The organism is Gallibacterium genomosp. 1 (assembly GCF_000771875.1).
Classification (GTDB): Bacteria; Pseudomonadota; Gammaproteobacteria; order Enterobacterales; family Pasteurellaceae; genus Gallibacterium.
The window spans coordinates 48,948-72,068 of record NZ_JPXX01000020.1 but is presented as its reverse complement, the minus strand read 5'-3'; the positions used below and the strand labels follow the sequence as shown (position 1 = coordinate 72,068).

Genomic DNA, 23,121 nt, shown 5'->3' with positions numbered 1-23,121 from the left:
AGCAATACGTTATGTATTCTTCTGTGAATTGCAACATAAATATGCTTATCCTCTTCCCATTTCCAACCATCACCGCCTATAATTGGGCGGTGATTTTTTACTAAAGAATGAAAAAGTGATGTTAAACCAAACTATTAGCCAAATTATTGCGGATGAGCTAAATGTTCAAAGCAGACAAATTCTTGCCGCCATCAATTTATTGGATGAGGGCAACACCATTCCTTTTATTGCGCGTTATCGTAAAGAGGTAACCGGTGGCTTGGATGACACCCAATTACGCCATTTTGAAAGCCGTTTAACTTATTTACGTGAGCTGGACGACCGTCGTCAAACTATTCTTAAATCTATTGAAGAACAGGGGAAATTAACTGATGACTTACGCCAAGCTATCGAACAGACGCAAAGTAAAACTGAATTAGAAGATCTTTATCTTCCTTATAAACCTAAACGCCGCACTCGTGGGCAAATTGCAATTGAAGCAGGGCTTGAACCCTTGGCAGAATTATTATGGAATGAACCACAATATCATCCTGAAAACGAGGCGGAAAAATATATTGATGATACTAAAGGCATTACTGATGTGAAATCAGCTTTGGACGGGGCTAGATATATTTTAATGGAACGTTTTGCAGAGGATGCACAACTGTTAGCAAAAGTACGTCACTATCTCAGTAATAATGCAGAGTTGGTATCAACAGTTATTACTGGAAAAGAAAAAGAGGGTGAGAAATTCCAAGATTATTTTGATCATCGTGAATTATTGAAAAATGTGCCTTCTCATCGTGCATTGGCTATGTTGCGTGGTCGTAACGAAGGCATTCTAGCTTTATCATTGAATGCTGACCCGATGCAGGAAGAGGGTAATTATAGTTATTGCGAAGACATTATTCGTACCCATTTAAATGTTCAGTTTAACGGACAGCCTGCTGATAGTTGGCGACAACAGGTTATTGCTTGGACGTGGAAAATTAAAGTTGCACTTCATTTGGAAACTGAATTAATGTCCGCTCTACGTGAGCGTGCTGAAGAAGAAGCAATTAATGTTTTTGCAAAGAACTTATCCGCTCTATTAATGGCTGCTCCCGCAGGTGCGAAAACTACAATGGGGTTGGATCCCGGTTTACGAACCGGTGTAAAAGTGGCTGTAATTGATAATACCGGGAAATTGTTAGATACCACTGCGATTTATCCACATACAGGACAAGAGAGCCAAGCAGCAGCATCGCTTTATCAGCTTGGTAAAAAATATAATGTTGAATTGATTGCTATAGGTAATGGAACTGCTTCTCGAGAAACAGAACGTTTTGTTGAAACATTATTAAAAGCAAAACCAGATTGGAAAGCACAAAAAGTGATTGTCAGTGAAGCCGGTGCTTCTGTCTATTCCGCCTCTGAATTCGCTGCACAAGAATTTCCTCAACTTGATGTCTCTTTACGCGGAGCAGTTTCAATCGCTCGCCGTTTACAAGATCCGTTAGCTGAATTAGTAAAAATTGAACCAAAAGCGATTGGTGTCGGTCAATATCAACACGATGTTAATCAAACACAATTGGCCCGTAAACTTGATGCTGTTGTAGAGGATTGTGTGAATGCTGTTGGTGTTGATCTCAATACTGCTTCTTCCCCACTACTAGCTCGAGTTGCGGGAATGAGCAAAACATTAGCACAAAATATTATTAATTATCGTAATGAAAACGGACGTTTTTCCAATCGAGAACAATTAAAGAACGTGCCTCGTCTAGGGCCGAAAGCCTTTGAGCAATGTGCTGGATTTATGCGCATTATCGATGGGAATAATCCGCTTGATGCTTCTAGCGTTCATCCAGAAGCCTACCCTATCGTTGAGAAAATTTTGCAAGCAACAAATTCATCTTTAGGAGAATTAATGGGTAACTCCTCTGTATTACATCAATTAAGTGCGACACAATTCACTGATGAGCGCTTTGGTTTACCAACTGTAACCGATATTTTAAAAGAATTGGAAAAGCCGGGACGTGATCCTCGTGGTGAATTTAAAACCGCAACTTTCTTAGAAGGAGTAGAACAAATTAGCGATCTCAAACCGGGAATGGTCTTAGAAGGAACCGTTACCAATGTTACCAACTTTGGGGCATTCGTAGATATTGGTGTCCATCAAGATGGCTTAGTGCATATTTCTTCTTTAAGCGATAAATTCGTTGAAGATCCGCATAATGTAGTAAAAACTGGCGATATTGTTAAAGTTAAAGTATTGGAGATTGACGTAGATCGCAAACGTATTGCTTTGACAATGCGTTTAGATGAGCAAACAAACCGTTCTCATACAACGCATAAAAGCAGTATACCCCAATCAACTGCAAAACGCCGTCATTCACCATCTGTTTCAACAATGGGCAACGCCTTTGCTAATGCCTTGAAAAATTGGAAGAAATAATCATCTGGAACATAACCTTGTCCGAAAAGATAAGGTTATGTTTCTCCTAGCTAGTTAAATTTTCTTTGACGCACTTCAAATTTTTAAATTCCCTCGCTTTACCCATTACCCAATTCCCTTATAATTCTTGCGTCTTTAACCTTGGTTAAGACAATTAAAATTTAATTTTAGTTATTTTGATCTCGACAACTGCTTTGTCCTCCCCAAAATAACGTCCATTTTTCTGATATCACAAGGGTCTAATTATGAAAATTTTCACTTGGCCTGTGGTTGCAGGTGCTGCACTTGGTATCATTGCTCCACTTCTAACCTATGAAGGCAATCCCGGCAATATGGGGTTCTGCGCTGCTTGTTTCTTACGAGATACATCCGGTGCTTTAGGGCTTCATCGTTCCGCTCCTCTGCAATATATCCGTCCGGAACTTATCGGCTTGGTTTTCGGTGCGCTAATCAGTGCATTTTTTGCCAAAGAGTTCAAACCTCGAGCTAGCTCCGCGCCAATCACTCGAATTTTGCTCGGTTTTTTCGCTATGCTTGGTGCATTGATTTTCCTAGGCTGTCCGTGGCGAGCATTTCTACGTTTAGGCAGCGGCGATTTAACCGCAGTTGCCGGCATTGCCGGACTTATTGCTGGTATTGTTGGTGGGATTTTCTTTGCTAATCGAGGATTCTCTTTAGGCAAAGTTAGCGAACAAAGCAAATCTTCTGCTATTATTCCAATCCTATTTGTTGTCGCCTTGTTTATTTTCTTAATCACTGAATTTAAATTTGGCGAGAATCTTCCTATTTTCTTCTCTGAAAAAGGTCCAGCCGCCCAACACGCCAATCTTTGGCTATCACTTGGTGGTGGTGTAATTATCGGCATTGTAATGCAAAAATCCCGTTTCTGTTCTATCGGCGCATTCCGCAATTTTATTCTGTTCCGCGACAGTCATTTACTAAACGGCGTTTTGGCGCTTATTCTCTTCACGGTTATTACCAATGTAATTCTGGGGCAATTCCATCTTGGTTTTGATAAACAACCAATTGCACATAATGATGTTATTTGGAATTTCCTTGCAATGGCATTATGTGGTCTCTGTTTCTCCTTAGGCGGCGGTTGCCCGGGTAAACAGTTGGTACATATCGGCGAAGGTGATAATGATTCAGCTCTGTTCATTCTCGGAATGTTACTCGGTGCTGCAGCTGCTCACAATTTCTCCCTTGCAGCTTCCGGTGCCGGTGTCAGCCAATTTACACCGTATGTGGTGATCATCGGATTTATCTTCTGCATTTATGTCGGTTTAAGTAACCGCATTAAAGTCTAATTAAAAAAGTACGATGTTTCTAAAAACATCGTACTCTATTTTTCACTATATTATTTAGCACTAACCATTGAATCGCACCTCAAATAATCCTAAAATTAGGCAATTTTTGCCCTGTGAGGCAGGAAGCTATTATTCTAGTTTTAATGATGTTGCCAGTGAGCAACAAAAGGACGATTTATGATACAAAAAGTTAATGCCTATGGCTGGAAAGCCTTGCTTGGTTCTGCCGTCGGTTATGCTATGGACGGTTTTGATCTTCTTATTTTGGGCTTTATGCTCACCGCTATTTCCTCCGATCTACTTCTCACTCCAGCACAAGCCGGTTCATTAGTCACTTGGACACTTATTGGCGCTGTCGCTGGTGGTATTATTTTCGGCGCATTGAGTGACCGCTATGGACGTATTCGAGTTTTAACGTGGACAATCGTGTTATTTGCAGTTTTTACTGGTCTATGTGCCTTTGCACAAGGTTATTGGGATTTATTGATTTATCGTACTATTGCCGGCATTGGTTTAGGTGGTGAGTTTGGTATCGGGATGGCATTGGCAGCAGAAGCGTGGCCGGCTCGTCATCGAGCTAAAGCCTCAGCTTACGTGGCACTAGGCTGGCAAGTTGGCGTATTAGCAGCCGCCCTGCTAACTCCGCTATTATTACCCTATATAGGTTGGCGCGGAATGTTTTTAGTCGGTATCATCCCTGCTTTTGTGGCGTGGTATTTACGTTCACACCTGCACGAACCGGAAATTTTTGTACAAAAACAAAACCCACAAACACAAACCTCTTTATTCACATCGTTCAAGCAATTAATTAAAGACAAAGCAACCACTAAGGTAAGTTTAGGCGTGGTTGTACTGACTTCCGTACAGAATTTCGGCTATTACGGCATAATGATTTGGCTACCGAATTACCTTTCCAAACAGCTAGGTTTCAGTTTAACAAAATCCGGTTTATGGACAGCTGCTACTATTATCGGAATGATGTTCGGCATTTGGTTATTCGGACAATTAGCAGATCGTTTTGGACGCAAACCAAGTTTTCTATTATTTCAGCTTGGAGCAATTATCAGTGTCGTGCTTTATTCTCAGCTCACCACACCGGAATTAATGTTGATTGTTGGTGCATTTTTGGGAATGTTTGTTAATGGAATGATGGGTGGGTATGGTGCCTTGATGTCTGAAGCTTATCCAACCAAAGCACGTGCAACTGCACAAAACGTACTTTTCAACTTGGGGCGTGCCGTTGGTGGCTTTGGACCTGTTGTAGTTGGCGCATTGGTTGCTACCTACTCATTTAAGTTCGCTATCGCCTTCTTGGCATTAATCTATTTTATCGATATGCTCGCCACGTTATTCCTTATTCCGGAATTGAAGGGGAAGGTGTTGGAGTAATTAAACAAAAATCCGTACCTCTACATACCCACTTATTGAGGTACGGAATTCTTGAACATTTATCTTAAATACTGCCGCCAATTCCTTTAAATTTCTCAATAAAAGCAACAATCTTCTCAAAAACAGTCTGTTTTTTAGTACGATATGCAGGATTAAGCGGACTGAGTTTTGGTAAAGTTTCATTTAGTTCTGTACCATTTTCACTCGCATAACCACGTTTTAATGAGATAGCAATATAGCGTTTTGCCGCATCCTTATTTAAACTTTCATCAGTAATAAGCGCATTAGCCTCCTTTTCTTGCTCTATCTGTGCAAATTTAAAGAAAGCCTCAATAATACTCACCTTATCACCAATTTCATTAAGATCGGTTTGATTAATAAAATCAACAATCAGACTTTCTTTAGCCCGATTACCAACGCTGGCTCTAATAGTCCGCCTAATTTCCTCAATTAAAGCCTCTTTATTATTTAATTTTTTATTCTGCTCAAAAATTAATTCCAAAATATAATCTAAATTAATTTCTTGAGATTTTAATAAGTCCACTTCAAAAACAACGTCATCCCAATCAATAGTGGATTGTTCTTCTCCTTTTCTATCACGCCTTAACCAATCACGAATATCATTGTAGGTTGAAAGATAATTTTGTAGATGCTGTCCCGATAATATACTCGGTTGCTCGGTGCCTGAGTAAGTGCCATTTTCTTCTTTTGCTGTTGTTATCTCGGCTAAATTTTCATTTATCAAATCAGCGTATTCATCATAATTCTGTAACACGTTATCAATACGCAAATATTCACCAAATAATTTAACAAAGGCTTTCTTATCCGCTTCTTTTTCGATGGCAGCAGGATCAGGAAATTTACTTTGTAACTCTCGCACAATATCCTGATAACCTCTCACAAATTCACCACTACTATTCACATAACCATTCATATAATCTTGATAACTACGTTCCAACACAATATTCCGCGTATTCGCATTACCGAACAGCGTCAAAGCATCAATTGTGGCTTGTTCCAAATCACGGAAAGTAACAATATTACCGAATTTTTTCACATCATCAAAAATACGGTTGGTACGGGAATAGGCTTGAATAAGACCGTGATAACGCAAGTTTTTATCAACAAATAAGGTATTTAAACAAGGTGCATCAAAACCGGTTAAGAACATACCAACCACAATCAATAAATCAATTTCTTGATTTTTGACACGCTTGGCTAAATCTCGGTAATAATTTTGAAATGCTTTACTTTCTACACTGTAATTAGTCTGAAAATAGGAGTTATAGTCATTAATGGCTGCCTGTAAGAACTCCTTTGCCGAACTATCCATTGCGGTAGGTTCAAAACTTTCATCAGCAATATCACCTTTGGCATTTTGTTCCTCATTAGCCGCAAAAGAGAAAATAGTAGCAATTTTTAATGAATTCGGACTATCTTTTTGTAAATCTTTAAAAATTTCATAATACAGTTTGGCAGCATCCACACTGTTCACCGCAAACATCGCATTAAAACCTTTTCCGGAAACATTTAAGCGGTGGGTTTTCTGCTTGAAATTTCGCAAAATATATTGAGCGATTTCTCGTAACCGTTGCGGATGCAATAAGGCTTGTTTATTTTCCAATGCGGATAATTTTTCCAAATTTTGTTCTTGTTCCAACGATTTAAATTGCGGACGCACATCGTTGTAATCCACCTTAAATTTCAGCACTTTTTCATCACGAATCGCATCAGTAATCACATAAGAGTGCAATTCCCGGCCAAAAACACTAGCGGTTGTTTCTGAACCCAGTGCATTTTCTGGAAAAATCGGCGTGCCGGTAAAACCAAATTGGCAGAATTTTTTAAAGTTCTTTTTCAGATTTTTTTGTGCTTTACCAAATTGTGAACGATGACATTCATCAAAGATAAAAACAACTCGCTTTTGATAAAGCTCCAAATTTTCTTCCGACTTAATTAAGTTATTAAGTTTTTGAATGGTGGTTACAATGATTTTATTATCATCACGCTCAATATTACGTTTTAAGCCTGCCGTACTTTCCGAACCGTTGACGCTATCAGGAGAAAATCGCTGATACTCTTTCATGGTTTGATAGTCCAAATCTTTGCGATCAACCACAAAAAACACTTTATCAATAAATGGTAATTCAGTTGCCAAGCGAGCTGCCTTAAAACTGGTGAGCGTTTTACCCGAACCGGTAGTATGCCAAATAAAACCACCGCTCTCGGGTTTGCTCCAATTTTTATTTTCGTAAGTGCTTTTAATTTTCCATAAAATCCGCTCGGTGGCAGCAATTTGATAAGGTCGCATAATCAGCAAGGTGTCACTGACATCAAAAACGGAATAATGCAATAACACGCTTAACAAACTGTTTTTACTAAAGAAAGTGGCAGTAAAATCTTTTAAATCTTTAATAAGACTGTTATCCGACTTCGCCCAATTCATCGTAAAGTCAAAACTGTTTTTATTGCGCTTAGTGGTGTTGGCAAAATAACGGGTATCGGTGCCGTTGGAAATCACAAAAATTTGCAGGTATTTATATAAAGACGCTTCGCTGTTGAAACTCTCTTTGCTGTAGCGATGTAACTGATTAAATGCCTCTCGAATAGCAACACCACGTTTTTTCAACTCAATTTGTACCAACGGCAAGCCATTGACTAAAATAGTGACATCATAACGGTTGCTGTGTGTGCCGGTTTGCTCAAACTGGTTGATCACTTGCAACACATTGCGGTGAATATGCTTTTTATCCAGTAGATAAATATTTTGGATATGCCCGTCATCAAAAACAAAATCATAAATATGGTTATGATGAATTTTTCGACTTTTATCAACCAAACTCTCTGCCGGTTTATCCAAATATTCCACCAGAAAACGCACCCACTCCGCATCACTAAACTGCACATTATTCAATTTTTGTAATTGATCACGCACATTGGCAAGCAACTTGTCAGGTGTATTTAAATCCTTGCGATATTCATATCCTTGTTGCTGCAAATCGGCAATCAATTCACGCTCCAAATCAGCTTCGCTTTGATAACTGCCAGATTGCTCAATTTTTTCGTATTTATCTAAAATAATAAAATTGTTGGTTTCGGCGATGGGGGTGGTTTGTTGCATATGATTATCCATTTTATGATTTAAATTTATAAGTTTCATTAAGCAATTTAATTAAATTTCCTATAACAGCTTTATTACGTTCTATTAGCATTGATACCTCCTCAGTTGAATGCTGAGAATGGCTAGAAAGATTAATAATTCTTGCTTCTGTAGGGTTAGAGCCATCTGGATCTTTGGGTAATAATTCTCCCCATTTTTCATATCCTAAGAAGGTTGCTGTTTTTTCTAAAATATTTCTTAAGTAATTAAAATGATATTTCTGCAATTCATCATTACTTAATGCTCGTTCAATTTCAGCTTTTAAAAAAAGATGATAAGAAAAAGGAGAGTCATTCTTTTGCTCTAATAATTCGTACCCTCCGGCTTCATATTTTCTTAAAATATATCTTTTTGATCGAGTTAATTCATTACACAATACATTATAAAAAAGTGGATTATGAGTAGTTATGATGAATTTTAAATCTGATTTGCTGGATTTAATTAATTTAGCTATATCTGTTGCCATTTCAATCAAATGATTTTCATCTAAGGAGCTAACAGGATCATCAATAAAAATATATTCCAATTCATTGAATTGATCTGTTTCCCTATCCGTGTGTTCTGGAATATTTAGTTGCTCTATCACAAGGTGTAATAACGAAAAAAACACACACCATATAAAGTTGCTTTCTTCACCCTTAGAAATTTTTATATTGCTTAAATCTTCTTCCTCATCATTTCCACGCTCAAGGGAAAATGTTACTTCAGAATTAGCCCTAACTATTGAATTGGGGTCTTTCGGATCTTTTAAATATTCTGCATTAAATTTAGGTGTTAATTTATCATTTGTATATCGCTGAAAATGAGAAATAATGTTTTGATCCTGCCCTTGTTCTTGTAAGATCCAATCTGTAAAGGAGTTTGGATGTATTTTTAAAACTCTGTTTTGATTTCCTTCCAAATCATTGTCCCAATAAAACAAATCTTCAGTAAAGGCATTATAGTAGAGAAATCTATGGCGGGTTAAACTGCTATCATCATCAGAACCTGTAGTAACAATTTTTTTTAATTCCATTGATAACCGAGTTTTACCTGTACCATTAAAAGCATAAATAAGCTGCACCTTAGCATTAGTACTCTTTAATTTTTGAGCAATATCATTTAGATTTTTTTCCATCATTTACTCTACTTTAAATTATCAAACCCAAGCAACAAATCCCGATAATATTCATACTGCTTCTGCCGCAGCTTAATTTCTTTGGGAAAGCCCTCTGAAAGCGAATGTGCCAGCGTATGGAATTTATCTAAGATGCCCGCAATACGCTTTTGTTCCTCTATGGGTGGAATTGGTACTGGAAATTTTAAAAACATAGGTTTTCTTAAAGATGTTACGGAAGAGGAAACCGACGCTTTCTGAATATACGAATAAAAATTAGCTAATATATAGTGGTAAATGTACCGAGCAGAAATTTTAGAAGTTGGAACAATTCTATATGCTCTTTGATGTAATGCATATTTACCTTCCGCCCAATGGAATACCTTTCCAACTCCAACACCGTCACCAGCTGTAATAATTGCTATCTCATCAAAATCATATGTATTGAGCCTTAATGGGGAAATCCCTCTAGCATAGAAAATATAATCCCCATCATCTATGGCATCTTTTGTATCATGGCTACCTGTACCAATAATAGCCACTTCCCCCAACGTCTTCCACGCCACTTCATCGCCAAAGGTGAGCAATTGGTCGCGATAGTGTTGATATTGTTTCTGGCGTAGCGTAAGCTCGCTGGTAAGCTCGCTGGTAATCGCTGTAAATGCGTCTAAAATTCGGGCGATTTCTTTTTGTACAGCCAGCGGGGGAATGGGGATTTTTATTTTTGAATACTTAGAAATCCACTGCCTTGCGTGGTCTGCGGGTTTATAGTTAATATATTGCATTGCATAAAAAATATACTTAAAATGCTCATTTGCCTTTGATGAGAGCATTTTTATGGCGGAAGATTTGACTTTAAAAGGAAAATCAACCCAATGAAAGGAGGTTGTAAAATCATCAAAAATAATTACAGGATTTTCTTTTGAGGCTTGATAAATCCCATCTGTTTCGTTGGTGTAGCCCAAAATAAAACTTTGCCCAGCAGTGAGAACTGGCGTTTCATGCTCATCTGAATACTCTTTGGATTTTACTAAAAAGGGTGTAGGTTGCTCATAATCTAAAACCTCTTCGAGAGCCTTCCATTCCACGGGGGCGCCTTGTAGTAGTTTTTCTAAATAGTTCATAGCTGTTTCTTCTTCGTCTTTTGGGTTAATGTTTTAATTTCTTTCAGGTAGTCTTCTTCTACGGGGCTGAGGGTTTTTGCCTTGTATTTACGGAGTTCGGCTTTGGCTTTTTCTTGCGCTCGGGCAGAAGAGATTTTGCCAGCATTTTCCAGCACTTTTCTACCCGTTGATGCCAAAATGGTATCCAGTTCGCGTAAGAAGTCTGCCATACGCATTTCGCGCTCTTCTAGGGCGTTGAGTTCGGCTAGGTCAAAGTAGGCGGCAACAAGGTTGTTGAGGATTCTGAGTTCTTTTTCTTCCAAGAAGTTTTTGGCAATCATCGCTTCTGCCTGCGTGGGCTGTGTGCCTTTAAAGTGGGTTAGGCCGGCAAAAGGCTTGTCGCTGTCTACACGGTAGTAGATAACTTCGCTGGCGGTATGGCCGTGGGCGGCATAGTGCAGTTTGTTTTGTACGGTTTGAAAGAATTGTTTGCTGATGTCGCTTTGTGGGTCGTAATCGGTGGCGGTGGCATAGAGATCCAGCACTTGGCGGTACATCACTTTTTCGCTGGAACGAATGTCTTTGATGCGTGCTAAAAGCTCTTTCCAATAGCTGCCGCCACCGAGGTTTTTCAGGCGTTCATCGTCCATAGTGAAGCCTTTGATCAGGTATTCTTTAAGCCGTGCCGCTGCCCATTGGCGGAAGTGTGTTCCTTGCACGGATTTCACGCGGTAACCTACAGAGATGATGACATCAAGGTTGTAGTGTTCTACTTGGTAGGTTTTCCCATCGCTGGCAGTTGTTGCAAAATTTGCAACAACTGAATCTCGCTGCAGCTCTTCTTCCTCAAAAATATTTTTGATATGGCGGGAAACGGTGGATTTGTCTCTGCCAAAAAGCTGTGCCATTTGGTCTAGGGTCAGCCATACGGTTTCATCTTCTAGGGTTACCTTGATTTGTATGCCACCATCTGCAGCGGTGTATAAAATCATCTCGCTCATGCTTCTATCTCTTTAATTATTTCGGCAATCTCCCCACGCAGCTGGCTGATTTTGGCAACGGTTTCCTCAATTTCGGCATTGAGTGCGTTAATATCAATCACTTCGTGGGTATCTTTCGCCTCCACATAGGTACTAACGGACAGGTTATAATCGTTATCAACAATCATCTGATAATCTACTGATTTCGCCAAGTGCGGCACGTACATTTTTTCCCTAAATAATTGGATAATTTTGGTGATATGCTCATCGGTCAACACGTTATTATTGGTTCCTTTTTTAAATAATTCGCCGGCATCAATAAACTGCGTCATCATATCGGTTTTATGTTTTGATAAAACCAAAATATTCACCGCAATAGATGTACCAAAAAACAGGTTCGGTGCCAATGCAATTACTGTTTCTATAAAGTTATTATCCACCAAATATTTACGAATTTTTTGCTCAGCACCACCACGGTAAAAAATACCCGGAAAGGTAACAATCGCCGCCCGCCCTTTGGCGGATAAATAACTTAACGTATGTAAAATAAAGGCAAAATCGGCTTTGGATTTTGGCGCTAATACACCTGCAGGCGCAAAACGATCGTCATTAATTAAGGTTGGATCATCACTTCCAATCCATTTCACCGAGTACGGCGGATTGGAAACAATAGCATCAAAAGGTTTATCACTGCCAAATTGCGGATTTAATAAAGTGTCGCCCAAACTGATATTGAATTTGTCGTAATTAATGTTATGCAAAAACATATTCATACGAGCAAGATTGTAGGTGGTGTGGTTAATCTCTTGTCCGAAGAAACCCTCTTCAATAATATGTGCATCAAATTGTTTTTTGGCTTGCAACAACAACGAACCCGAACCGCAAGCCGGATCGTAGATTTTATTGACTGTGCTTTGTCCGTGCAACGCCAGTCGTGCAATCAGCTTGGATACATTTTGTGGCGTAAAAAATTCACCGCCCGACTTACCTGCATTGGCAGCATAATTGGAAATCAAAAACTCGTAAGCATCACCGAAGAGATCAATTTGATTATCCTCAAAATGTCCAAAATCTAATTCTGCCACACCTTTTAATACAGCTGCCAAACGTTTGTTTTTATCAGCAACGGTATTACCTAAACGGTTACTGGTGGTATCGAAATCGGCAAACAAACCTTTAATATCCGGTTCTGACGGATAACCAACCGCTGAATCTTCAATCTCATTAAATATATTTTTTAAATCGGTATTCAAATGTTCATTACTATTGGCGTTTTTAACAATATTCACGAATAGTTGGCTAGGATAAATAAAATAACCTTTCACTTTAATGACATCATCTTTGATTTCATTAGTGATAACATCATCCGTTAAATCCGCGTAATTGGTTTCTTCATCATTAAAAAAACTGGCAAAATTTTCGCTAATAAAACGATAAAATAGTGTGCCTAATACATATTGTTTAAAATCCCATCCATCAACTGAACCACGAACATCATTAGCGATTTGCCATATTCTACGCTGCAACTCTGAGCGTTGTTGAGCACTTGTCATTAAGCATCCTTATAAATAAAAATTAAGAAATTTTGATATCTTATAACATAAAAAAGCCTAGCAATAGCTAGGCTTAAAAATTTTTAGTTTCTCTTAATGAGTTTAAAGCACATCCAACAACTCAACATCAAACACTAGAGTGCTGAACGGTGGGATTGAGGCGCCTGCGCCACGTTCACCGTAGGCAAGGTGGTGAGGAATAACCAAACGCCATTTTGAACCGACAGGCATCATACTTAATGCTTCGATCCATCCAGCGATAACACCGTTTACTGGGAACTCTGCTGGTTGTCCACGTTGTACTGAGCTATCGAAAACGGTACCGTCAATTAAAGAACCGGTGTAGTGAACACGCACTTTATCGGTTTTTGCCGGAATTTTACCTTCGCCTTTGGTTAAAATTTGATATTGCAAACCGCTTTCTGTTTCAACGACATCCGGATGTTGGCGATTTTCAGCCAGAAATGCTTTACCTGCCTCTTCGATTTCTTTAAATAATAATTTTTGTTTTTCTTCAACACGTTGATGAAGTTCTTGCAATGCAGCAGTGATTTGTTGTTGATCCAGGGCTGCTTCATTTTGATTTAGCGCATCAAAAATGCCTTTCGCTACAGCAACTTCATCAATATCTAACTGACTTGAAATTAATTGTTGTCCGATTTGCAAACCGATACCGTAGCTGCCTTTTGCCTCTACGCTTTCTAAACTGACTTGATCAAAAAATTGTTTCGACATAATGTTTCCTTTATTGTTGTGGTAAATGATTATTCTACTTTTCGTGCAAGCAACTCACCGACTTTTACGGCAGTATCTTGATGTAAATATTGGGCAAATTCTACCTGATCCGGTGCGAACAGATTGATAACAGTTGAGCCCAGACGGAATGCCCCCATCTCTGCTCCTTTTTCCAAAGTAACGGCGCCGCTTTCCCCTTTTTCCGGATAAGACCAAGATTTAATCTCTCCCGGACGCGGTGGATTGATAACACCTACCCAAACCGTGCTGATACTAGCTGTAATGGTTGCACCAACTAAAATTTGCACCATCGGACCGAATTCAGTATCAAAGAGACAAATAACACGTTCATTTCGTGAAAACAGATGAGGAATATGTTCCGCTAAAAATGGATTTACAGAATAAAGCTCACCCGGCACATAAATCATTTGGCGTAATGTGCCTGTACACGGCATATGTACTCTGTGGTAATCTCTCGGTGAGAGATAAGTAGTGATAAATTGCCCATTTTTGAACAACTCACTCATTTGGTGTTCACCTGCCAACAGTTCAGTTAAACTAAAATAGTGACCTTTCGCTTGAATAAGGCGATCTTGCTCGATCTTGCCAAGTTGGCTCACTCTACCGTCCGCCGGCAAACATAACGCTTTCGGATCTTGATTAATCGGTCTTGCACCTTCTTTTAACGGGCGAATAAAAAATTGATTAAATGAAGCATAATCTTTAGCATCGGAAAACTGTGCTTCATCCATATTAATACGATATTTTTTAGCAAAAAGACGAATTATCGTATGTGTTACCGCTCCCCACTGCTTTTCCGCTAACCAGCCGGCAGCACGTGTTATTGACAGTTGTGGCAATAAATAATGAAAGGCGACTTTTAATTTATCAAAGTAGCTGATCGTCTTGTTCAATTTGTTTCCCTCTTAAATAGAAAATAAATATAACTCCGTTATTCGGTAAATAGCGGATTATAACAATTTGGGTCTATTCTGCAATTTTCAAGCAAAGATGTTTATTTTTTCAACTTTAATATATAGCTTTTAATCACAAAAACTAAGAAAAAATCTGTATTTCCTTTGACTATTGTTGTATCTAACGTTAATATTTGCACCCTATGAAAAAGGTAAAACTACCCTTAACCGTTGATCCGGTTAAATCTGCACAAAGACGTTTGAATTATGAGGGTTATTATTCTCATAATCAGCTCGTGCGTTTGGCGGAAGCGGTTAATCAAGTGCTGAGTGATGTTGAGGCGAAGTTAAGCTTTACAATTGATCCTCAAAAATTAGTTGTAATGCAGGGCAAAGCGGAGGTTGATGTAATGTTGATATGTCAACGCTGCGGACAACCGTTTCCTTATCATTTATCTTGCACTTTTAGTTACAGTCCAGTGTCTAATTTGGATCAGGCTGATGTGTTACCTGAAATTTATGAACCAATCGAACTAAACGATTTTGGGGAAATAGATTTATTGGCAGTGATTGAGGATGAACTTCTCCTTTCACTTCCGTTGGTTCCAATGCATGAACCAGAACACTGTGAAGTGTCCGAGGACGAACAGGTTTTTGGTGAATTGCCTGAAGAGTTGGCAAAGAAACCGAACCCGTTCGCTGTGTTAGCTAGTTTAAAGAAGCAAAAATAGTTAGGAGTATAGCCAATGGCTGTTCAACAGAATAAAAAATCTCGTTCAAGACGTGATATGCGTCGTTCTCACGATGCGTTAACTACTGCTGCGGTTTCTATCGATAAAGAAACTGGTGCGACTCATTTACGCCATCACGTTACTGCTGATGGTTATTACCGTGGTCGTAAAATCAAATAATTTTCGTCTAAAGGTAATACATTGAGTCTAACCATTGCGTTAGATATGATGGGCGGGGACTTTGGTCCCCGTATCACTGTCCCAGCCGCAATTCAAGTGTTGGAAGAACATCCAACGCTTCGTTTTTTGTTTTTTGGTGATCATAACGCCATCCAACAATATCTTCCTCAAATTGATAAATCGCTTTCACAACGTATTATTGTTCATCATTGCGATCGTCAAATTTTTTCAGACACCTCCATTACTCAAGCATTACGCTATAGCAAAGGCACTTCACTGCGGTTGGCAATCGAAGCCGTGCAAAAAAATAGTGCTGCTGCTTGCGTTAGTGCCGGTAATACCGGTGCATTAATGGGGTTATCAAAGATTTTGATTCAACCTATTCCGGGAATCCAACGTCCGGCATTAGTTTCATTATTACCAACAATGAACGGTCGCCATACTGTGATGTTGGATTTAGGTGCTAATATTGAAACCAATGCCGAACAGCTATATCAATTTGCTAGAATAGGGGCAATTTTTGCAGAAAATATGTTGGATCTGGTTTATCCACGCGTTTCATTGCTAAATATAGGCATTGAGGCAATCAAAGGCTTGCCTGCAATTCGTGAAGCAGCTACTTTGCTTGAGAAAGACATTAACATTAATTACATCGGTTTTATTGAGGGTGATCAGCTGCTTAACCACTATGCTGATGTGATCGTATCAGATGGGTTTAACGGTAACATTGCCTTGAAAACACTGGAAGGTACGGCTAAAAATATTATTCAGCTATTGAAACAGAATCAATCCACTCATCCAATATGGTGTGCAAGTTGGTTTAAACAGATTCTTCGCCATATGCTGAAAGAAAAATATCAGCAATTACAATCTTTCAACCCAGATAAACATAGCGGTGCGTCATTATTAGGCTTACAGTCTGTTATTGTAAAAAGCCACGGAAGTTCAAACAGTAATGCTTTTGCTACAGCAATTAAACACGCTATTACCCAAGTAAACAAAAATATTCCGGAAAAAATACTCAACGAATTACATTAAACGTTAACAAAACTTTTGATTATCTATAAAAGTGCGATAATATTTCCAACGATTTTAATCAGATAGTTTAAGTGCAGGAACAGTGAGGATAGCAGATAAACAGCATCATTATCAAGCAAGGTTTCGTTGGGGCAAAAATCGCAGCAATAGCGTATTAACTTATACTGATATTGAATGTGTAAAGTAATTATATTATCAAGATCACGAAGCCTGTTTATTGCTAATTCACTCAATTTTCTTGTAAATTGTGAACCGGTTTTTGATTAAAAATATATTGGTGTAACACATTATGATTATGCCACTTTTCAAACAATAAAATGAGATAACTATGTATAGCAGAATATTAGCGACAGGTAGTTACCTTCCGCAAAAAATTAGAACAAATGCTGATTTAGAAAAAATGGTTGACACTTCTGATGAATGGATCACAACTCGTTCCGGTATCAAAGAACGCCGTATTGCAGCAGAAGACGAAACCGTTGCTACTATGGGGGCAAATGCAGCAAAGCAGGCATTACAAACAGCAAATATTGATCCACAAGAGATTGATCTGATCGTAGTAGGGACAACTACAAACTCACATTCTTACCCAAGTGCGGCTTGCCAGATCCAAGGTATTCTCGGCATTAAAGATGCTATTGCTTTCGATGTTGCGGCAGCTTGTACTGGTTTTATTTACTCATTAAGCATAGCAGATCAGTTTGTGCGTAATAATCAGGTAAAAAAAGCTTTAGTTATCGGTGCAGATTTAAATTCTCGTCATCTCGATGAAACTGATCGCAGCACTGTCGTCCTGTTTGGTGATGGTGCTGGTGCCGTTATTTTGGAAGCAAGTGAAAATGAAGGCATTATCTCAACCCATCTACACGCTTCCTCTGATATGGATGGAATGTTAACCTTATCACAAACTCAACATCACGATGAAAAATCTGGTTATATCTCTATGCAAGGTAATGCCACATTCAAATTAGCAGTAAGCCAACTATCCAATGTAGTTGAAGAAACGCTAAGTTCTCATCATCTTGATAAGAAAGATATTGATTGGTTGGTTCCTCATCAAGCCAATTTACGCATTATTAGCGCTACCGCAAAAAAATTAGATATGGATATGTCTCAAGTTGTGATAACGCTTGATCGTTATGCTAATACTAGTGCCGCAACTGTGCCAACAGCACTGGACGAAGCGATTCGCGATGGTCGTATCAAGCGAGGACAACTATTATTATTAGAAGCATTCGGTGGTGGCTGGACTTGGGGTTCTGCATTAGTCCGTTATTAAGTTTTTATAATTACAAAAAGGTTATTAAATGAAAAAATTTGCAATGGTTTTCCCTGGACAGGGTTCTCAATCTGTAGGAATGTTAGCCGAATTGGCTACACAATATCCGGTAGTGGAAGAAACATTTAAACAAGCTTCAGAGGTGTTAGATTACGATCTTTGGGAATTAGTACAGCAAGGCCCAGCTGAAGAACTGAATAAAACGTGGCAGACTCAGCCGGCACTATTAGCTGCCTCAGTCGCTATTTTCCGTGTATGGCAACAACAATATCCGGATTTACAACCCACAGTAATGGCAGGACACAGTTTAGGAGAATATTCTGCTTTAGTTTGCGCTGGAGTGATTGATTTTCAAGATGCGATCAAATTAGTGCAATTACGCGGTAAATTGATGCAACAAGCTGTGCCTGAAGGAACTGGAGCAATGTATGCCATTATCGGTTTAGATAATGAAAAAATTATTTCTGCTTGCCAACAAGCCGCTGAGGGAGAAGTAGTTTCCGCTGTGAATTTTAATTCTCCGGGACAAGTAGTGATTGCAGGCAATAAAGCTGCTGTTGAACGTGCAGCAACTTTATGCAAAGAAACTGGAGCTAAACGAGCATTACCATTAGCGGTAAGCGTACCTTCACACTGTGCATTAATGAAGCCAGCAGCAGATCAATTAGCTGTAGCATTGGAATCTATCTCATTTAAGCAGCCTCAAATTGCTGTGATTAATAATGTTGATGTAAAAGCAGAAAATGATCCTAATGCAATTCGTCACGCATTGGTACGCCAACTTTATAATCCTGTGCGTTGGACTGAAACCGTAGAAAAAATGGATCAGCAAGGTATTGAAATTACATTTGAAATCGGACCAAATAAAGTTCTTACTGGATTAAATAAACGTATTAGTGCCAATATTCAATCCTATGCCGTCAATGATACTACTTCCCTTACCGAAGTGGAAAACTTAAAAAATGCATAAAAAATGAAAGGAGAAATTATGCAGAAAATCGCTTTAGTAACAGGCGCTAGCCGAGGAATCGGGAAAGCAATAGCTGAAGAGTTAGTCAGCAAAGGGTTTACCGTTATTGGTACCGCAACCAGTGAAAAAGGTGCTGACGCTATTTCCGACTATTTAGGCAAGAATGGGAAAGGATTGGTATTAAATGTTACCTCTTTAGAATCTATCAACGCATTATTAGATCAAGTTAAGCAACAGTTCGGCGAGATAGATGTTCTCGTCAATAATGCTGGCATTACCCGTGATAATCTAATGATGCGAATGAAAGAAGAAGATTGGGATATTATTTTGCAAACTAATTTAAGTTCCGTTTTCCATCTCTCAAAAGCTGTTTTACGCAGTATGATGAAAAAACGCTTCGGTCGTATTATTAGTATCGGTTCTGTTGTCGGCTCAATGGGAAATCCTGGGCAAGCCAACTATTGTGCGGCTAAAGCCGGTATCATCGGCTTCTCTAAAGCCTTATCAAAAGAAGTTGCTTCTCGTGGCATTACAGTGAATGTTGTAGCACCAGGTTTTATTGCTACCGATATGACGGATGCACTTACCGAAGAACAAAAAGCAGCAACGTTAGCACAAGTGCCAGCAGGTCGTTTAGGTGATCCGAAGGATATTGCTAAAGCAGTTGCTTTCTTAGCTTCTGATGATGCGAGTTATATTACCGGCGAAACATTACATGTAAACGGTGGTATGTATATGAATTAACCTGCTGTTATACTTTTGTAACAGAAAAACATATTCCGGCAATACGATATATTAGGTTAAACAAAAAGCATAGCAATCAAGTTCGCTTAATGTTAGAATTGCCATTGAGTATGTAACTTTGGTCAATGTATGCATACAGATTTTGACCTTCTTGTTAGAGGTAAAATTAGACCTTTAATTTAGCAGTTGCAACTTAATTTATTATGCATACAATTTCTCCTTTTGCAGAACAAATAAATAGGGAATTAACAAATGAGTATTGAAGAACGCGTAAAAAAAATTATTGTTGAACAATTAGGCGTTAAAGAAGAAGAAGTGAAACCAGAAGCATCTTTTGTTGAAGATTTAGGTGCTGATTCTTTAGATACTGTTGAATTAGTAATGGCTTTAGAAGAAGAATTTGATATCGAAATTCCTGATGAAGAAGCTGAAAAAATTACTACGGTTCAATCTGCTATCGATTACGTTCAAAGCAACCAATAATTTCAGTAGAGTTTTTGATGAAAAAGGATTATCTCTTTGAGGTAATCCTTTTTGTTATATTAAGATTTTTAGTTTGATTTAAAGAAGAATTGATAATAACACATACAAATCGTATCAGTCTTTCCAACTCTTTCATCTTTAAATTTGCTTGATAAATTGCTAAATTTGAGAACAGTTGTCGTATAACAACTAATCACTAAGGAGATGTTAATGAACCCATTAATTATCGGAATTATGCTTTGCATTTTATCTCAAATCCTATTTAGCTCCTTGTTTTTATTCAGCTATGCAATGCAGCCACTTTCCGGTGTCTCTATCTTTGCCTTGCGTATTGTTGTTACTTTTTTCGGCTTCTGGTTATTAACACTTTTAAGTTCAAATCGGAAAGAAATCTTACCATTTATTTTGCAAAAACTTGGTTCCTCATTCAAAAACTGGGTAATTATGTTAATAGGTACTGCTATTTTGGCAAGCCAGCTATGCTTATTTATGTGGGCTCCGATTAACGGGGAAGGATTAAATGTTGCAATAGGTTACTTCTTATTTCCATTAATGATGGTTTTTTTCGGGAAATTAATTTGGAAAGAACAACTGACGAAATTGCAACTACTTGCCTTAATACTTGCTGTCTGCGGAATTTTAAATCAGCTTTACCATACTCACGCCTTTTCTTGGACAACATTATGGGTAGTTTTGCTTTATCCTCCTTATTATCTCTCAAGAAGAATTCTTAATATTCCTGCGTTGCTCGGTCTTACTTTTGATTTAACCTTTATCGCACCTTTCGCATTGCTCTACTTATTGCCTCAACAAGATATTTGGCAATTAATATATTCTGAACCTCGTTATTGGTTATTACTGCCATTATTAGGTGCTGTAAGTGCCTTATCTATGACATTTAATATTCGTTCCAGTGCTATTTTACCAATGAAGTTATTCGGCTTATTGAGTTATATTGAGCCTTCACTTTTATTTATTCTTTCGATAACAATCTTAGGAACCGTAATGCCGGCAGAAGCCTATATTAGTTATGGACTTATCTGGAGCGCATTATTAGTATTGGCTATCAATGGCTTTATCGCTCCAGTTAAGACTAAATTAAAAACAGTATAAAATTACTCTTGTTCCTTCAAGAAACGAATTCTATGGCGAGCTTGAATATATTGTTTACGTTTTTGAATTCGCTTTAATAACATCAAGCGACGAATTCTTAATGTTTTGAAATTTTTAAGTGAACTTCTTCTAACTCGGCGCATTTGATCTCCTCCTGTACTAAAATACTTTCATAAAAAAACACCTTACCATTATGGCAAGGTGTTTCCTTTATTTCATCATTTAATTAAATTATTTTTTTGGACCTGCTGCAACAAGTGCTTTACCTGCTTCATTACCAGTATATTTCACAAAGTTCTTAGTGAAACGATCTGCTAAATCATCAGCACGTTTTTCCCATTCACCTTTTTCTGCATAAGTATCACGAGGATCTAAGATTGCAGGGTTTACGCCAGGTAATTCAGTTGGAACTTCAAAGTTGAACACTGGAATTGTTTTTGTTGGTGCTTTATCAATAGAACCATCAAGAATCGCATTGATAATACCACGAGTATCTTTAATAGAGATACGTTTACCAGAACCGTTCCAACCTGTATTAACCAAGTATGCTTTCGCACCATTAGCTTCCATTTTCTTCACTAACTCTTCTGCATATTTAGTTGGGTGTAAACTTAAGAATGCAGCACCGAAACAAGCAGAGAATGTAGGAGTTGGTTCTGTAACACCGCGTTCTGTACCAGCTAATTTTGCAGTAAAGCCTGACAAGAAGTAGTATTTAGTTTGTTCAGGAGTTAAGATAGATACCGGCGGCAATACACCGAATGCATCAGCTGACAAAAAGATTACTTTATTTGCCGGGCCAGCTTTTGAAACTGGTTTAACAATATTTTCAATGTGATAAATTGGATAAGAAACACGAGTATTTTCTGTTACGCTCTTATCTGCGAAATCAATTTTACCGTTTGCATCAACAGTGACGTTTTCTAATAATGCATCACGACGGATTGCATTATAAATATCAGGTTCATTTTCTTTAGAAAGGTTGATAACTTTAGCATAGCAACCACCTTCAAAGTTAAAGATACCATCATCATCCCAACCGTGTTCATCATCACCGATTAATAAGCGGTTCGGATCAGTTGATAATGTAGTTTTACCTGTTCCTGATAAACCGAAGAAGATAGCTGTTTCTTTACCATCTTTGCTGGTGTTTGCGGAACAGTGCATTGACGCCATTCCTCTTAATGGAAGCAAGTAGTTCATATAAGAGAACATACCTTTCTTCATTTCACCACCATACCAAGTATTCAAAATAACTTGTACTTTTTCAGTCAAGTTGAATACAACTGCAGTTTCAGAATTTAAACCTAATTCTTTGTAGTTTTCTACTTTCGCTTTAGATGCGTTCATAATAACAAAATCAGGTTCACCGAAGTTTGCTAACTCTTCTTTAGTTGGACGAATGAACATATTGGTTACAAAGTGAGCCTGCCATGCAACTTCCATTACAAAACGTAATTTTAAGCGTGAGCTTTCATTTGCACCACAGAACGCGTCAACAACAAATAGACGTTTACCACTTAATTCATCTGTTGCCAATTTTTTGATAGTTTTCCAAGCTTCAGGAGTAACAGGCTTGTTATCATTTTTGTATTCGTCTGATGTCCACCAAATAGTGTCTTTTGTTGTATCATCTTTTACGAAGAATTTGTCTTTTGGAGAACGACCGGTGTAAACACCTGTCATTACATTAACTGCGCCAAGCTCAGTCACTTGACCTTTTTCATAACCTTGTAAATCTGCTTTGGTTTCTTCTGCAAATAATTGTTCATAACTTGGGTTATGAATAATTTCAGCAACATTGTGAATACCAATTGAATCTAGATAGGCTTTTAAGTCTGACATAATATTTTCCTTCAAATTGAATATAAAAAAATCATACTTTGTATTCTAATCCTTTTTCGAAAAAAAAAACGTTATCTAGATCAAATTT

The 23,121-nt window shown here is 38.2% G+C and carries 20 protein-coding genes; 11 read left to right on the top strand and 9 right to left on the bottom strand.

Annotated elements, in window-relative coordinates; translation table 11 throughout:
• The first annotated feature begins 118 nt into the window (after window positions 1-118).
• The 3 genes from JP36_RS07100 (at window position 119) to JP36_RS07090 (ending at window position 5,109) form a co-directional block, all read left to right on the top strand.
• A complete protein-coding gene (locus JP36_RS07100; protein WP_039173433.1) occupies window positions 119-2,413 on the top strand; it encodes a Tex family protein in 2,295 nt (764 codons plus the stop codon).
• Window positions 2,414-2,658: 245 nt separating this feature from the next.
• Window positions 2,659-3,720, top strand: a complete 1,062-nt coding sequence (yedE, locus tag JP36_RS07095) for a YedE family putative selenium transporter (RefSeq protein WP_039173430.1) — start codon at window positions 2,659-2,661, stop codon at window positions 3,718-3,720.
• 177 nt (window positions 3,721-3,897) lie between these two features.
• Window positions 3,898-5,109, top strand: coding sequence for an MFS transporter (locus JP36_RS07090; RefSeq protein ID WP_039173427.1), 1,212 nt, complete (start codon window positions 3,898-3,900; stop codon window positions 5,107-5,109).
• A 64-nt stretch (window positions 5,110-5,173) separates the two neighbouring features.
• Here JP36_RS07090 and JP36_RS07085 read toward each other — a convergent pair whose 3' ends face one another.
• The 7 genes from JP36_RS07085 to asd all read right to left on the bottom strand — a co-directional run bounded on the left by JP36_RS07085 (window position 5,174) and on the right by asd (window position 14,650).
• Complete coding sequence (locus JP36_RS07085) at window positions 5,174-8,230, bottom strand: type I restriction endonuclease subunit R (RefSeq protein ID WP_039173496.1); 3,057 nt, start codon at window positions 8,228-8,230, stop codon at window positions 5,174-5,176.
• 13 nt (window positions 8,231-8,243) lie between these two features.
• Window positions 8,244-9,386, bottom strand: coding sequence for an AAA family ATPase (locus JP36_RS07080; protein ID WP_039173425.1), 1,143 nt, complete (start codon window positions 9,384-9,386; stop codon window positions 8,244-8,246).
• Between the two features lie 8 nt (window positions 9,387-9,394).
• The gene (locus JP36_RS07075; RefSeq protein WP_039173423.1) at window positions 9,395-10,489 is read right to left on the bottom strand and encodes a restriction endonuclease subunit S; all 1,095 of its coding nucleotides are present in this window, start codon (window positions 10,487-10,489) and stop codon (window positions 9,395-9,397) included.
• Window positions 10,486-11,469 (bottom strand): virulence RhuM family protein, encoded by a 984-nt coding sequence (locus JP36_RS07070; RefSeq protein WP_039173421.1) that lies wholly within the window; start codon window positions 11,467-11,469, stop codon window positions 10,486-10,488. The genes JP36_RS07075 and JP36_RS07070 overlap by 4 nt, the downstream gene beginning before the upstream one ends.
• Window positions 11,466-13,001, bottom strand: coding sequence for a type I restriction-modification system subunit M (locus tag JP36_RS07065; RefSeq protein ID WP_039173418.1), 1,536 nt, complete (start codon window positions 12,999-13,001; stop codon window positions 11,466-11,468). Before JP36_RS07065 ends, JP36_RS07070 begins: the two co-directional genes overlap by 4 nt.
• A 102-nt stretch (window positions 13,002-13,103) precedes the next feature.
• Entirely contained in the window at window positions 13,104-13,736 is a 633-nt protein-coding gene (locus JP36_RS07060) for an FKBP-type peptidyl-prolyl cis-trans isomerase (protein WP_013745781.1), read from the bottom strand.
• A 29-nt stretch (window positions 13,737-13,765) separates the two neighbouring features.
• Entirely contained in the window at window positions 13,766-14,650 is an 885-nt protein-coding gene (asd, locus tag JP36_RS07055; protein ID WP_039173414.1) for an archaetidylserine decarboxylase, read from the bottom strand.
• A 203-nt stretch (window positions 14,651-14,853) separates the two neighbouring features.
• On the opposite strand from asd, the gene yceD reads away from it, so the two are divergent.
• The 8 genes from yceD (at window position 14,854) to rarD (ending at window position 21,188) form a co-directional block, all read left to right on the top strand.
• Window positions 14,854-15,381, top strand: coding sequence for a 23S rRNA accumulation protein YceD (gene yceD / locus JP36_RS07050; RefSeq protein ID WP_039173411.1), 528 nt, complete (start codon window positions 14,854-14,856; stop codon window positions 15,379-15,381).
• A 15-nt stretch (window positions 15,382-15,396) separates the two neighbouring features.
• Window positions 15,397-15,561: a 50S ribosomal protein L32 gene (rpmF, locus tag JP36_RS07045; protein ID WP_013745784.1), complete on the top strand. Its 165-nt coding sequence runs from the start codon at window positions 15,397-15,399 to the stop codon at window positions 15,559-15,561.
• A 45-nt stretch (window positions 15,562-15,606) separates the two neighbouring features.
• Window positions 15,607-16,599 carry a phosphate acyltransferase PlsX gene (gene plsX, locus JP36_RS07040; RefSeq protein ID WP_039173492.1) on the top strand — a complete coding sequence of 331 codons (993 nt, stop codon included), beginning with the start codon at window positions 15,607-15,609 and terminating at the stop codon, window positions 16,597-16,599.
• A gap of 328 nt (window positions 16,600-16,927) precedes the next feature.
• Window positions 16,928-17,878: a beta-ketoacyl-ACP synthase III gene (locus JP36_RS07035; RefSeq protein ID WP_039173407.1), complete on the top strand. Its 951-nt coding sequence runs from the start codon at window positions 16,928-16,930 to the stop codon at window positions 17,876-17,878.
• A gap of 28 nt (window positions 17,879-17,906) precedes the next feature.
• Window positions 17,907-18,848 (top strand): ACP S-malonyltransferase, encoded by a 942-nt coding sequence (fabD, locus tag JP36_RS07030; protein WP_039173404.1) that lies wholly within the window; start codon window positions 17,907-17,909, stop codon window positions 18,846-18,848.
• A 15-nt stretch (window positions 18,849-18,863) separates the two neighbouring features.
• Window positions 18,864-19,592 (top strand): 3-oxoacyl-ACP reductase FabG, encoded by a 729-nt coding sequence (gene fabG / locus JP36_RS07025; RefSeq protein ID WP_156106929.1) that lies wholly within the window; start codon window positions 18,864-18,866, stop codon window positions 19,590-19,592.
• A gap of 252 nt (window positions 19,593-19,844) precedes the next feature.
• On the top strand, window positions 19,845-20,075 hold the full coding sequence (acpP, locus tag JP36_RS07020) for an acyl carrier protein (RefSeq protein ID WP_013745789.1): 231 nt from the start codon (window positions 19,845-19,847) through the stop codon (window positions 20,073-20,075).
• A gap of 210 nt (window positions 20,076-20,285) precedes the next feature.
• Entirely contained in the window at window positions 20,286-21,188 is a 903-nt protein-coding gene (gene rarD / locus JP36_RS07015; RefSeq protein WP_039173401.1) for an EamA family transporter RarD, read from the top strand.
• Between the two features lie 2 nt (window positions 21,189-21,190).
• Here rarD and JP36_RS11630 read toward each other — a convergent pair whose 3' ends face one another.
• Together JP36_RS11630 and pckA are read right to left on the bottom strand one after the other, a co-directional pair.
• Complete coding sequence (locus tag JP36_RS11630) at window positions 21,191-21,331, bottom strand: hypothetical protein (RefSeq protein WP_021461129.1); 141 nt, start codon at window positions 21,329-21,331, stop codon at window positions 21,191-21,193.
• 88 nt (window positions 21,332-21,419) lie between these two features.
• On the bottom strand, window positions 21,420-23,033 hold the full coding sequence (gene pckA, locus JP36_RS07010) for a phosphoenolpyruvate carboxykinase (ATP) (protein WP_039133458.1): 1,614 nt from the start codon (window positions 23,031-23,033) through the stop codon (window positions 21,420-21,422).
• Between the last annotated feature and the right edge of the window lie 88 nt (window positions 23,034-23,121).